9 protein-coding genes, 3 tRNA genes and 1 pseudogene are annotated in these 13,756 nt (G+C 62.3%); 6 read left to right on the forward strand and 7 right to left on the reverse strand.

Annotated elements, in window-relative coordinates:
- A pseudogene (locus AC1DS3_RS24895) lies at positions 1-146 on the forward strand (peptidoglycan endopeptidase); the annotation flags it as partial.
- 81 nt (positions 147-227) lie between these two features.
- Here AC1DS3_RS24895 and AC1DS3_RS24900 read toward each other — a convergent pair.
- On the reverse strand, positions 228-1,178 hold the full coding sequence (locus tag AC1DS3_RS24900) for a patatin-like phospholipase family protein (RefSeq protein ID WP_477128160.1): 951 nt from the start codon (positions 1,176-1,178) through the stop codon (positions 228-230).
- Positions 1,179-2,297: 1,119 nt separating this feature from the next.
- On the opposite strand from AC1DS3_RS24900, the gene ltrA reads away from it, so the two are divergent.
- The 5 genes from ltrA (at position 2,298) to AC1DS3_RS24925 (ending at position 6,237) form a co-directional block, all read left to right on the forward strand.
- Entirely contained in the window at positions 2,298-4,001 is a 1,704-nt protein-coding gene (ltrA, locus tag AC1DS3_RS24905; RefSeq protein ID WP_477128161.1) for a group II intron reverse transcriptase/maturase, read from the forward strand.
- A 145-nt stretch (positions 4,002-4,146) separates the two neighbouring features.
- Positions 4,147-5,553, forward strand: a complete 1,407-nt coding sequence (gene gltX / locus AC1DS3_RS24910; RefSeq protein ID WP_477128162.1) for a glutamate--tRNA ligase — start codon at positions 4,147-4,149, stop codon at positions 5,551-5,553.
- A 279-nt stretch (positions 5,554-5,832) separates the two neighbouring features.
- A tRNA-Ala gene (locus AC1DS3_RS24915) sits at positions 5,833-5,908 on the forward strand.
- A 108-nt stretch (positions 5,909-6,016) separates the two neighbouring features.
- Positions 6,017-6,092 (forward strand) — tRNA-Glu (locus AC1DS3_RS24920).
- 68 nt (positions 6,093-6,160) lie between these two features.
- Positions 6,161-6,237, forward strand: a tRNA-Asp gene (locus AC1DS3_RS24925).
- A gap of 252 nt (positions 6,238-6,489) precedes the next feature.
- Here the strand turns inward: AC1DS3_RS24925 and AC1DS3_RS24930 are convergent.
- The 6 genes from AC1DS3_RS24930 to trxA all read right to left on the reverse strand — a co-directional run bounded on the left by AC1DS3_RS24930 (position 6,490) and on the right by trxA (position 13,085).
- Entirely contained in the window at positions 6,490-7,842 is a 1,353-nt protein-coding gene (locus AC1DS3_RS24930) for an MATE family efflux transporter (protein WP_441636884.1), read from the reverse strand.
- A 24-nt stretch (positions 7,843-7,866) separates the two neighbouring features.
- The gene (locus AC1DS3_RS24935) at positions 7,867-9,654 is read right to left on the reverse strand and encodes an ArnT family glycosyltransferase (RefSeq protein WP_441636882.1); all 1,788 of its coding nucleotides are present in this window, start codon (positions 9,652-9,654) and stop codon (positions 7,867-7,869) included.
- Positions 9,655-9,841: 187 nt separating this feature from the next.
- Positions 9,842-10,105, reverse strand: coding sequence for a type B 50S ribosomal protein L31 (locus AC1DS3_RS24940; protein ID WP_006157720.1), 264 nt, complete (start codon positions 10,103-10,105; stop codon positions 9,842-9,844).
- A 243-nt stretch (positions 10,106-10,348) separates the two neighbouring features.
- Positions 10,349-11,203 carry a M90 family metallopeptidase gene (locus AC1DS3_RS24945; protein ID WP_441636879.1) on the reverse strand — a complete coding sequence of 285 codons (855 nt, stop codon included), beginning with the start codon at positions 11,201-11,203 and terminating at the stop codon, positions 10,349-10,351.
- Between the two features lie 104 nt (positions 11,204-11,307).
- Entirely contained in the window at positions 11,308-12,570 is a 1,263-nt protein-coding gene (gene rho / locus AC1DS3_RS24950) for a transcription termination factor Rho (RefSeq protein WP_043347534.1), read from the reverse strand.
- Between the two features lie 188 nt (positions 12,571-12,758).
- Positions 12,759-13,085: a thioredoxin TrxA gene (gene trxA, locus AC1DS3_RS24955; protein ID WP_010814265.1), complete on the reverse strand. Its 327-nt coding sequence runs from the start codon at positions 13,083-13,085 to the stop codon at positions 12,759-12,761.
- Between the last annotated feature and the right edge of the window lie 671 nt (positions 13,086-13,756).

A 13,756-nucleotide genomic window follows, 5' to 3' on the forward strand; every position in this document is an offset into this window, starting at 1 on the left:
CGTATTGGGTGACACGCTATAACGGTGCGCGCCGTATCGACGACGCGCCGCAGGACAGCGGCAGCGCCAACAACCTTGGCAATATGGTCGAAACCCTGAAGCGTTTCGATCCCAACGCAGTCAACCGCCCGCTCTACGGCGGCTGAACGGCTCGCGGACGCGGTCCGCGCCAGTCAACGAAAAAAGGACTGCCATGCAGTCCTTTTTTCGTTGGTGCCGCCCGCTCCTTACTGCGCGGCTACCGTTCCGGCGGGCCGCAGCCGTGCCTGGGCTAGCTTGTCGCGCAGGCTCGCCATCACGGCGGCGGCGGMTTGCTCGCCGGCCAGGATGGCGCGGTTGCGCGAGTTGAAGTCGCTGCCGCCMATGTCCGGCAGATCGGGGCGGATCACCACATCGGCTCGCGCCAGTGCCATCTTGCTGATCGACTGCCCCATGATGGCGGTGGTCTGCAGCAATACCCCGCTCTGGCCATTGCTTTTCTGGCTGGAAGGCTCGGCGGAGATATTCACGGCGATCACGAAGTCCGCGCCCATGGTGCGCGCGGAGTCCACCGGCACGGGCTCGACCAGGCCGCCGTCCACATAGTCGTGTCCCTGGATCGAGACCGGCTGGAACACCCCCGGCACGCTACTGGACGCGCGCACCGCCTGGCCCGTGTTGCCGCGCCGGAACAAGATGCCCTGGCCGGTCTTGAGATCGGTGGCAACGATGCCCAGCGGCAGCTTCATGGACTCGATGGGGCGATTGGCGATCAGCTTGTTCACATAGTTCTGCAGCGCCTCGCCCTTGAGCCAGCCGCCGAAACGGGTGCCGAAGGGCAGGGCCCAGTCGGCGATGGCGGCTTCGTCCATCGTCAGCGCCAGCTTGTTGAGCTGGAAGCCGCTCATGCCCGAGGCGTAGAGCGCTGCGACCACCGCACCCGCGCTGGTGCCGGTGACGAGGTCCGGGTGGATGCCCTGCGCCTCCAGCGCCTTGATCACGCCGATATGGGCAAAGCCGCGCGCGGCGCCGCCGCCAAGCGCGAGGCCAATCCTGATGGGGCGAGCTGGCGCCACGGGCACCAGGGACGGCACGGCCGGTGTTTCCGGTGTGGCGGTGAGGGTGCCCGGCTTGGGGCCAAAGGAGCAGGCGGCCAGCAGTGCTGCCGCGCCGGCGCCAAGGAAGTTGCGTCGTTGCATGGATAACCAGGGGATGAGAAGTGGCGTATTCGACGCGGCCAGCGCCACGACGGCAGGAATGTGCTGTCCGCGCTGGACACGCGTCCCACGCGACAGCATTCAGACCGGGCAGAGCATAAATGATTCCGCGCGGCCGGRCATCCTGGCGCCGGGCGGGGCGGGATACAGCGCCCTGCTTGCTATAATGCGGCGATCCTGTGCGATGCGAGAGCCTTGAACTCGCAGCGGCCTCCGCCGCAACTTAAACGTAACGACTGGGGTTTACCCTGAGTCGTCTCTGCAATGGTAGTTCCTCAGGCGTAGTGCCTGAGTATGAGCTGACGATCGTCATACTACGCCAGGGGCGGATGTCTTCGCCCATAAGGCGAAGGTGTGCGCGACGTTTTGACCCGCAAGAGTGGGTAAGAAGATCAGGGCGATAAGCTCTGTGCGTTATGGTTCGGTCGGAGCCAGCCGCGAGGCTGCCCCCGATAGAGAACCTGCTATGCGACTAGCAGTAGCCTAGGGAGACATGCGTCACTGGTGACGGTGGGGTGTGAAGCTTTCCTGACAATGTAGCCCCCGCAAGGGTGCGGTTCGTCCGTGAGGTAGAACTGTAGAGACTCCAAGCAGCACTGGGGTTGAGGAGCTAGGCTGACTGGCATGGGTAACTTAAGTGAACTGCTGATAAACGTCGTAAGCATTGCGGTGCCAAAGCTGCTGTTAGGCATCAACCAAAAGGTACGTGGTCGGTTATCCCGCTAGGATCTTGGGATACGTCGTCATTGGACCACCGGCGAATAGGCAGGCCCTAACCCGGTCTTGTAACGTGCAGGGAACGCAGTAAGCCCGTATGGCCGCCGAGACGCAGTTGACTTCGGCAGGCGAACCGTAAGGGACGCTGTCGGTTGTGCGGGTATGGGAGGTTGGAAAAAGCGAATGCCGGGCTGTAATGGTTCGGATAGGGGTTGCAACATCACTCCACGCGAAAGCGGGCAGACTTCCAACTGGTCTTTCGTCGCAAGACGAACTGACAGATCTCGCTTGAATGTGAAATTTTCCCCTAGGGGGCCAACGTGCCCCTTAGGGGGCAAGTTGTCTCTCTTGATGTTGGGGTAGCCCTCAAGATAGGAGAGCAGCATGGAAGTAATCATCTGCAAGGATGATTCTGCGCTTTCCGACGCATCGCGTAGCTGGGCGGCCATCAATTGGCGCAGAGTAGAGCGGAACGTTCGGGAGATGCAGGTCAGAATTGCGAAGGCAACAAAGGAAGGGGACTGGCGCAGGGTGAAAGCTCTGCAAAGGTCTCTGACCCGCTCGTGGTCCGCCAAAGCATCGGCGGTACGACGAGTGGCGGCAAACCGAGGTAAGCGAACGGCAGGCGTCGATCGCGAACTGTGGGATTCGCCTGAAGCCCGGTGGGAAGCCATTGGGCGGTTGAAGCGCCGAGGGTACCGACCTATGCCATTGAGGCGGGTCTTTATCCCTAAGGCCAACGGGAAGGAGCGCCCACTAGGCATTCCGACCATGTTGGATCGAGCCATGCAGGCCTTGTACCTGCTGGCGTTGGAACCAGTGTCCGAAGGGACGAGCGATCCGAACTCGTATGGGTTCCGGCTCAATCGTTCCACGTTGGATGCCATGTCCCAGCTATACGTGGCCTTGTCACAGAAGGTCTCAGCCCAATGGGTGCTGGAAGCGGATATCAAAGGCTGTTTCGACCATATCAGTCATGACTGGCTGGAGAGCAATGTCCGAATGGACAAAGCGATCCTGAGGAAGTGGCTGAAGGCTGGCGTGGTATTTCAGGGCCAGTTTCAGGCAACCGAGGCTGGAACGCCGCAGGGAGGCATCATCTCCCCGACATTGGCAAACGTAGCGCTGAATGGACTGGAAGAGCAACTGTTGAGCCATGTGACGGCAACGCTCGGGGTAGCCCAGTCTCGGAAGCTGAAGGTGAATGTAGTCCGATACGCAGATGACTTCGTGATCACCGGTTCCTCGCAAGAGATGCTGGCGAATGAAGTGAAACCGTGGGTAGAGCAGTTCCTTGCAGTACGGGGACTGACGCTTTCGACGGAGAAAACGCGAATCGTCAACATCGCACACGGCTTTGACTTTCTGGGGTGGAATTTCCGGAAGTACCTGGGAAAGCTACTCATCAAGCCAAGCAAGAAAAACGTGCAAACGTTCTATCGCAAGGTGAAGGCTGTCATCAGTGCTAACAAAGCGGTGCAGCAGGAGAAGCTCATCCTACTGCTGAACCCGTTGCTGAGGGGCTGGGCGCAGTATCACAGCCCGGTGGTGGCAAAAGCCACGTTCAACCGTCTGGAACACGACATATTTCGTGCTCTATGGCGGTGGGCGAAACGGAGGCACRCCAACAAGACGCCCACCTGGATTCGTAAGAAGTACTTTGCATCCAGGGGTGATCGAAGTTGGGTGTTTGGAACCACAGTAGTGAGAGACGACGGCAGTCAGGATAGGGTGGAGTTGTACTCGCTACCGCGAACACCCATCCGGCGCCACCAGAAAGTCCGAGGGGATTACCACCCCTTTGATCCGGCGCAGGAGAGGTATGGCGAGACCTTGCAGCAGAAGCGCATGTTGAATAGCATGTCGCACCGAAAGCAATGGATCAAGTTGTACATTTCACAGCACGGCTTGTGTGCGTTGTGCCAGTGCAGGATGACCAAAGAGACGGGGTGGCATGACCATCATATTGAGTATCGTGTACACGGTGGCTCGGACGCTCTAGGAAATCGGGTACTGTTGCATCCAGACTGTCACATCCAAGTACATAACCACGGTCTAACCGTTAAGAAACCGGCCCCCTCAATGTGAGGGGATTTCGAAAGGCTTGAGCCGTATGCGGGGAAACTCGCAAGTACGGTTCTTAGGGGGGGACGGGTCAGCAATGACCCTGTCCCTACCCGCCACACCCCGGCCTGCGCGCATTCGTGCGCGGGCTTTTTTGTTTCATTCCTCTATGACACAACAACGCGTCCGCACCCGCTTCGCGCCGAGCCCGACCGGCTTCATTCACCTCGGCAATATCCGCTCCGCGCTCTACCCCTGGGCCTTTGCGCGCCGCATGAAGGGCGATTTCATCCTGCGCATCGAGGACACGGACGTCGAGCGTTCTTCGCAGGAATCGGTGGACGTGATCCTGGAAGGCATGGCCTGGCTCGATCTCGATATCGACGAAGGCCCGTTCTACCAGATGGAGCGCATGGACCGCTATCGCGAGGTGGTCAAGCAGATGCTGGGCAGCGAGCTGGCCTATCCTTGCTACATGAGCACCGAAGAGCTGGACGCTCTGCGCGACGCGCAGCGCGAGCGCGGTGAGAAGCCGCGTTACAACGGGTTCTGGCGTCCCGAGCCGGGCAAGGTCCTGCCGGTGCCGCCGGCCGGTGTGCAGCCGGTGATCCGCTTCAAGAACCCGATTGGCGGCAGCGTGGTCTGGGACGATGCGGTCAAGGGCCGGATCGAAATCTCCAACGAGGAACTGGACGACCTGGTGATCGCGCGCCCGGACGGCACGCCGACCTATAACTTCTGCGTGGTGATCGACGATCTCGACATGCGCATCACCCACGTGATCCGCGGCGACGACCACGTTAACAACACCCCGCGCCAGATCAACATTATCCGTGCGCTGGGCGGCGTTGCCCCCGTGTACGCTCACCTGCCGACGGTGCTCAACGAGCAGGGCGAGAAGATGAGCAAGCGCCATGGCGCCATGCCCGTGACCGGCTACCGCGACGAAGGCTATCTGCCCGAGGCCGTCCTCAACTACCTGGCCCGCCTGGGCTGGGCGCACGGCGACGCCGAGATCTTTTCGCGCGAGCAGTTCGTGGAGTGGTTCGACCTGGAGCACCTGGGCAAGTCCCCGGCGCAGTACAACCCGGAAAAGCTGGCCTGGCTGAACAACCACTACATCAAGGTGGGCGACAACGCSCGYCTGGCCGRKYTGACSCRSCCMTTCATCGAGGCGCTGGGCGGCAAGGTGGAGGGYGCRAGCCTGGAGGGCGTCATCGGGCTGGTGAAGGACCGTGCCAATACCCTGAAGGACGTGGCTCAGGCCGCGCTGCTGTTCTACCGCGGCGAGCCGCAGCCGGATCCAGCGCTCAAGGCAGAACACCTCAACGCCGACATCCTGCCGGCACTGCAGGCCCTGGCCACGCGGCTGGCGGCACTCACCGAGTGGAAGCGCGAGGAGATCAGCGCGGCCTTCAAGGCGGTGCTGGCCGAGTTTGGCCTGAAGATGCCCAAGCTGGCCATGCCGGTCCGCCTKCTGGTGGCGGGGCAGTTGCAGACGCCTGCCATCGATGCCGTGCTGGAGTTGTTTGGGCGCGATACGGTGCTGCGCCGCATCCAGGCCGGGCTTGCTTGAAATATTTTGCAGAAATTCCTGGCAGGGGCTTGCGCTCCTGCCAGGAATTCAGCATAATCTTGTTCTCCCTGCAGCGCGGACAAAAACCAAGCGGGCATAACGGATGGAAGCGATAAGAAGTAATCCCGCAGTAATGTGGATCGCAGAAAAAAGTTAAAAAAGGGGTTGCAAAAAAGCAAGGTTGTTTATATAATCTTGTCTTCGCTGAAACGAAGAAACAAACGCGAAACGCTGCGAAAGCAGCGGTGGTAAAAGAAGTAGGCGGTAACGTAGTACCATGGGGCTATAGCTCAGCTGGGAGAGCGCYTGCMTKGCAYGCARGAGGTCAGCGGTTCGATCCCGCTTAGCTCCACCAAAATGCCRGAAGTTCGAGTGTAGTAAGTCGAAACTTCCAGGGTGCTGTGAAAATCTGGTTTTGAGATACTCACGGTGCCAGACGGAATAAGTCGAAAGACAAGTTTCTGTCCCCATCGTCTAGAGGCCTAGGACATCACCCTTTCACGGTGAGTACAGGGGTTCGAATCCCCTTGGGGACGCCAAATAACGAACGTAACCAAACGTTCGGTTTGTCGTCGAAAGCATCGCTGTCGGTGGCAAGTAAGAGTATGGAGTGGTAGTTCAGTTGGTTAGAATACCGGCCTGTCACGCCGGGGGTCGCGGGTTCGAGTCCCGTCCACTCCGCCAAAACTAAACCCGCATGGTTATGCCATGCGGGTTTTTTCTTTTGCTGCCCGGCATTCGCTCCGGCAGTTCCTGATAATCCCTGCTATTTGATTCGGCGCGCACACGGTGATGGCGTGGCGGYATTATGCCGGGCCATGCCTGCTAGCCAGGCAGGCATTATCGCGTTGTGGCTGGCGGCGGTCAGCGCTTGTTCGGCTATATATGCCCTCGTGCAGCTGAGATAATCCATCCGCTGCGCGTTCCAACGCTTGCTCAGCTTGCATCGCGCCGGCTGATTGTGACGAAGTAGCGCACCAGCAGCGAGCCGGCAATGGCCAGGCTGATGCTGTTGGCCAGCCAGAACCCCGCGGCCCCCCGTGTGAAGGCGGGCAGGGCATCGATCAAGCCAAAGCCCAGCACGTAGCCGCCCCCCAGGCCGACTCCCCAGAGCGACACTGCGTAGATCAAGGTCGGCACCAGTGCGATTTTGTAGGCGCGCAGGATGAATGCCGTCATGACCTGGACCGCGTCGAATGCCTGATAGAAGGCGATGAACAACATGAGAGGAAGGGCGGCGCGCACCACTGCCGGATCCTTAGCGTAGGCATGCAGCAGCGGTTCTCGCAGGATCCACAGCAGGCCGCCGACCATGATCGCCAGCACAGCCGCCAAGCAGATGCCGCGCCGGGCAATGCGGCGTGCGCTGTCCTGGTCGCGCGCGCCGATGGACTGTGCTACCAGCGTGGAGGTGGCGATCGCCAGCGACAGCGGCAACATATAAGCTACCGCCCCGAGGTTGGCAATGATCTGGTGGCCAGCCAGCACCACGGTGCCCATGCGCGTGATGAAGATCGACATCAGCGTGAACGACGTGATCTCGATCAGGTAGGTCAGCCCCATCGGCACGCCCAGGCGCAACAGTGCGCGGATCGGCCGCGCTTGTGGCCACGCCCAGCTGGAAAAGATCTGCAGAGGGCGGTAGGCCGCGTTGCGCCGCAGGATCAGGATGGCGGAGATGCACCAGATCCAGCTGATCAGCGCCGAGGCCAGCGCGCAGCCCGGCCCGCCCATCGGCGCCAGGCCGAAGCCGCCATCGATGAACCAGGCATTGAGCGGAATCTTTACCACCAGCCCGACGAGCTGCAGTACGGTCACCATGACCGGGCGCGACAAGGCGTTGTTGAGCGCGGAGTAGATGCGAAAGCCCAGTGCGGCTGGCAAGCCAAACGCCTGGATATGCAGGTAGTGTGTTGCCTTCTCGACCAGCTCCGGCGGTGCCTGGGCAAACTCCAGCAGCGGGCCGGGGAACAAGAGCAGCAACATGCCGGGGATGGCCAGCGCTAGTCCCAGCCAGGCGGCCTGCCTGACCTCGCTGCCAATTTCCGCTGCGCGCCCGGCGCCATGGAGCTGACCGGCGATCGGGGCAAGCGCCTGCAGCACGCCCATCAAGCTGATGTAGACCGTGATGTAGATGGACCCGCCCAGCCCCACGGCGGCCAGGTCGATGGCAGAGGCTCGCCCGGCCATGATGGTGTCGATCACGCCAAAGGCGATCACCGCAAGCTGGCCGACCAGGACCGGCGCGGCCAGCACGGAAATGCGGCGGATATCGTGGAACACGTTCATGCGGGCAGGCGCGGCGCAGCCACCTCAGGGGTGGCTTGGCAGCCGGCGTCCGGGCAGGCTGGGCCGGGGCGGCGCGGCCCGGGACATATCGACCAGGCGATACATGCGAAAGCGCTCGTCGCGATCGGAGGGGCGCCGGCCTTCCCAGATCAGGCGCCATTCGAAGTGCGAGATGCTGGTGGGCTCGCCGTAGTCGACGGGGTCGTGGCGCAGCAGGACGTCGCAGCCGTCCTCCGGGCCGCCAAAGCGGATATGGCCGAAATAGGCAAACGAGGCCAGCTGCGCGTCGCCCATGCGAATCGGCTGCACGCACTTATACGCCGTGGGCAGCGCCATCGAGGCGGCCTGGGCCACGTCGCGATAGGTCTTGCCGTAGTTGATCGATGGCATCCACAGCGTCATGGCCAGCACCCACATCAGCGTGGTGCCAGCGGCCGAGATCACCACCGGGCGCCAGATCTGCTTAGGCGCGCGCGACAGGCGCCAGCGCACGATCAGGACCCAGGCTGCCGTCACCAGCAGCGCATAGATGATCGCGCTGACAGTGAAATCTTGCTGGAAGCCCGGCAGCAGACGGTAGATATTGGCGGCGATGCGCGGCGGCTGGCCCGTCGTCCTGGCGATCCACATGAACCAGACGAAGCCGCCGAAGATGGTGAAGAAGAGCAGGGCGAACCAGTCGATCGCATTGATGGCGGCGCGCGTGAGCGTTGGCAACCCGAACGCGGCAAGCACGGCCATCGGCGGCAGCAGCAGGATGAACTGCACGTCGCCCGGCGCGCGCAGCAGAAACAGCAGCAGCAGCGGTGGCAGCAGCATCGCCAGGGGCAGCGCCACATGYGGCGCACGGCGCATGCCCGACCAGCTCAGCCAGGCCCAGCAGGCAATTGGCCACACCGGCCAGGTAAACAGCAGCAGGTTGCGCGCGATGAAGTTGAGCGCGGCGGCGTTCGGCGCGCCGTAGGTGCGGCGATCGTAGCGCGACCACTCGCGGATAAAGGTCACCGCGTCGTTGTGGTCGGTTGCGCCGAAGTAGGCGGCGGCCATCCAGGCTGCCACCAGCACCAGCGCCAGCGGCACGCTTGCCAGCAGCACGCGCGGCAGGGGCAGGGGCTTGCAGGCCAGGCCGCAGAGGATGACGGAGGCGAGCAAGACCAGCGGGATGACCGGCCCGCTGGACAGGGTCAGCGCGCCCAGGCCGACGCCCAGCCAGATGCCGCCCTGGATTGGCTTGTCCAGGCTGCGCACCATGCCATACAGGCTCATGGCGACAAAGCAAACTTGCCCAACCTGTGGCGTGGTTTCGTGGCCGCGCATGGCCAGGCCCACGCAGGCCAGAAAGATCAGCAGGGCGCCGTCGGCCAGCGTGCGGCCGTAGTCGCGCGCGTTGGGCTGGCCGCCGAAGACATAGGCGAAAGGCTGCACCTCGGCACGCCGGCCGAGCAGGTAGGTCGCGTACCAGATCAGTGCGCAGGTGCCGAAGTAAAAGAGTGCCGTGGCGATGCGCGACGCGTCCGGCGCGCCGAGCCAGCCGCCAAACAGGCGGATCATCAGGGCGCCAACCCAGAACACCAGCGGGCCGTCTTCGCCATAAGGGCGGCCCACGATATTGGGCATCAGCCAGTCCTGGGTGCCGCCGGTGGCCAGTTGCCACATCACGCCGAAGCCGGCCGCATCCTCGTTTTTCCACGGATCGCGGCCGAACAGGCCAGCCAGGCCGTAAATGATGCAGATGGCCAGCAACAGTGCGCGCGGAAGCGTACCGGTGGCGGCTGCGGTCAGGTGGACACGGGAAGTCTTGGCTGCGCTCATTGATTGGTGGGTCTTGGGGGCCGCCGGGGCGGGGCGCTCCCGGTTAGCTGCATCCGGAGGGCGCCGGTTGGTGCCGATCGCGCGGAGGCTGCAAAAGCAAAGAGGCAGCCGATGCTGCCTCTTTGCTTGGGTGCGCGGCGCCGGAGCATTTTGTCCGAGGCCATGCAGCGAGCGGGCTCGCGGCGAATTACTTCGCGGTGAGCTTGTTCAGCTTGCTGCCGAACTTCTGACGGAACTTCTCGACGCGGCCGGCCGTGTCCATGATCTTCTGGGTGCCGGTGTAGAACGGGTGCGATTCCGACGACACTTCGATCTTGGCCAGCGGGTATTCCTTGCCGTCGCGGGTGATGGTGTCGCGCGTCTGGATGGTCGAGCGGGTCACAAAGCTGAAGTCGTTCGACACGTCGAGGAATACGACTTCGCGATAATTCGGGTGAATGCCTTCTTTCATGGTGTTTCCTTTCAGGTTGGGTAGCCAGTCCGTTGTTTGCCGTGCTGCTGCTGCTGCCATTGCCAAAAGCGCTAAAAAAAGCACCAGAAGCTGGATGCGCTGATTGCACTGGCAGCGTTGCGGCGAACGAACCACTTGCCGATAACGGACAATCCGGGATTATCGCAGAAAAACAAAAAGCTGGGCAAGTTTTGAGTGCGCGATGCGCACGGCGGCCGGGGGCGCCGAGAGGTTGATCTTCGATCACATGGAGGCTGGATCCTGGCGATAGAACGCCGCGAGCGAATCATAGAGGGCTGGCCAGTGCCTGCGCAGGCCGCCCGGCTCGACAAAGAAGGTTTCCGAGGCCACCGCGAAGAACTCGCTGGGCGCTTCACAGCCATATGGGTCGATCACCCGCAGCGCCGGCGGCAGCCGTTCCGGATGGTCCCAGGCATGGTCGGACTGCTGCTCGCACGCATCCGCGAAGCGGTCGTACTCGGTGAGGAAGGTCTCGGCCCACTGCTCGCGGTCGATGCCCGGATGGAGCACGCGAGAGAAGGGCGGCACGCCGTCCGGCTCGCCGTCGAGCATGTCGAGCTTGTGGGCGAACTCGTGGATGACCACGTTGTAGGTGTCGTCGGGGTGGTGGGCATGGCGCGCATTCAGTCCGGCGCCGGGCGCCTGCACATCGGGCCAGGAGAGGATGACTGGCCCGTGTTCCCAGGCTTCACCACTGGCTTCCTCAACCACGCCATGCACCAGCCCGATGTCATCCTCGACGGTACGGCGGATGACGAACTCGCCGGGGTAGAGCACGATGCCGCGCCAGCCGCGATACCACTCGATGCCCAGCTTGAGAATGGGCACGCAGGCTTGCAGCGCGACGCTCGTCACCATCTCGTCGGTGAGCGGCAGGTCGTGCGCGGTGGAGTATTCCTTTTCGGCGATGAACAATGTGGCGAGCTCGCGCAAGGCGGCGAGATCGGCGGCGCCGTAGCGCTGCACGAACGGCAGCTTGGCCACCGTGTGCGTCCACAGCGCGTCGGGAATCGCGTAGTGTTCGAGTTTGCGCACGCGCGAGCGCGCGCGCAGGAAGTGGCTCAGTCGGCCGAACATGGGACTCCTGCAGGCACAGGGCGGAAACGCAGAAGGGCGCGCCGAGGCGCGCCCTTCCAGTGCAGTGCCAGCGCGCGAACCGCGGCGCGCGGCATAGCGAACGATCAGCCGCCTCTGCGCATCATATCGAAAAACTCGGCGTTGTTCTTGGTCGCCTTCATCTTGTCGAGAATGAATTCCATGGCCTGCACTTCGTCCATGTCCGAGATGAACTTGCGCAGCACCCAGACCTTTTGCAGGATCTCGGGCTTGATCAGCAGTTCTTCGCGGCGGGTGCCGGACTTGTTCAGGTTGATCGACGGATAGACGCGCTTTTCCGCCAGGCGGCGTTCCAGGTGCACTTCCATGTTGCCGGTGCCCTTGAACTCTTCGTAGATCACGTCGTCCATGCGGCTGCCGGTTTCGATCAGCGCGGTGGCGATGATGGTCAGCGAGCCGCCTTCTTCCAGGTTACGCGCAGCGCCGAAGAAGCGCTTGGGGCGTTGCAGCGCGTTGGCGTCCACACCACCAGTCAGCACCTTGCCCGAGGCCGGCACCACCGTGTTATAGGCACGTGCCAGGCGGGTGATCGAGTCCAGCAGGATCACCACGTCACGCTTGAGCTCGACAAGGCGCTTGGCCTTTTCGATCACCATTTCAGCGACCTGCACGTGGCGGATGGCAGGTTCGTCGAAGGTCGACGCCACCACTTCACCGCGCACCGAGCGCATCATTTCGGTCACTTCTTCCGGGCGTTCGTCGATCAGCAGCACGAACAGGTCCGCTTCCGGATGGTTGTTCGCAATCGCGTGSGCGATGTGCTGSAGCATCACGGTCTTGCCGGACTTGGGCGAAGACACCAGCAGGGCGCGCTGGCCGCGGCCGATCGGCGCGATCATGTCGATGATTCGGCCGGTGATGTTTTCCTCGGCGCGGATTTCGCGCTCCAGCGTCAGCGGCCGGTTCGGGTGCAGCGGCGTCAGGTTCTCGAACATGATGCGGTTCTTGACCGCTTCAGGCGCTTGACCGTTGACCTTGTCCACCTTCACCAGTGCGAAATAGCGCTCGCCGTCCTTGGGGGTCCGTACTTCGCCCTCGATCGTGTCGCCGGTATGCAGGTTGAAGCGGCGGATCTGCGAAGGGCTGATGTAGATGTCGTCCGTGCTTGCCAGGTAGGAGGTCTCGGGCGAGCGCAGGAAGCCGAAGCCGTCCGGCAGGACTTCCAGGGTGCCGTCACCAAAGATGATTTCGCCCAGCTTGGCGCGCTTCTTCAGGATCGCAAACATCAGCTCCTGTTTGCGCATCCGTTGTGCGTTGTCGATCTCGAGGGTCGCGGCCATTTCGAGAAGCGCAGACACGTGAAGCGATTTGAGTTCTGTCAGGTGCATAGACGAGGGGTACAGAGGCGCCCGGACGGGCTGGACCTAAAGGAGGGGGAGGAAATGAGCGAACGCTCGGGGAAGTTGTTGATGCCATCTTAGCACAATCCGGACGGTGCGCCAGGGAAGGCGCACGCACGTCGGATTGTGGCTACACCGGGGGCACGCCTGATGGCGCCGCGCCCCGGGCCGGCATATTACAGATTGCCGTCGAGGAATGCGGTCAGTTGCGACTTGGACAGCGCGCCGACCTTTTGCGCGGCAACCGCGCCATTCTTGAACAGGATCAGCGTGGGGATGCCGCGAATGCCGAACTTGGCCGGCACTTGCTGGTTCTCATCGACGTTGATCTTTGCGATCTGCAGCTTGTCGCCGTAGTCCTTGGCCACTTCGTCCAGGATCGGGGCGATCATCTTGCAAGGACCGCACCATTCTGCCCAGAAGTCGAGCAGGACAGGCTTGTCGGACTGGAGCACGTCTGCGTCGAAGGAGGCGTCGCTCACATACTTGATTTGTTCACTCATGGCGGAAAACCTCTGGTTTCGCTCTGTTTAATTTGAAGGCGGGATTTGCCGAACCGCTACATTACACGAGTTTGCGCATAGCTGTAGCCAGGCGCTTTACCCGGTGCGGGCTTGTCCCGAGCGACGGGACAGCCACGATTGGCGGGATGCTGCTCATATGTTACCAGTTGATGGGAATTCAATACCCTGCCCATCAGCCCCACGGTGCGCTGCCGTACGCGGTGATGAAACCCGGCCGATGCGGCAGCGTGTAGCGCCATTCTGCCCGCGAAGCCAAGCCTGGTGGGATGATTGTATTAATCGGCGCAAGAGCTTTTATCAATCGGGAGCCGCGCCGAAGCTCGCCGCCAGGCACCTGATATGTGGCTTATGAGTAACGCCGCCACGGCTTTGATACGCGGCGCGAGGGCCTTGCGCAAACGCAATCCCATGCGATGCAAAGGTCGCGCGGCGCCCCCGGGCGCGTAGAATAGAATCACGCGCCTGGCCTCGGCCCGGCGCCTTCCCGCGCAACAGACAAGGCTACAAACCATGACGCCAGACACCCCTTCCAAGCCGGATCCGCAGCAACCCCCCGAAGTGGAACACTTGAGCGACGCGCTGGATCACATCAATGCCGCTGTCGAGCAAGAGAGCATTGCCGGCGGCGCGGCCAAGGGCCTCCTTTACAG

The sequence above is a fragment of the Cupriavidus sp. 01L46 genome (assembly GCF_056399905.1).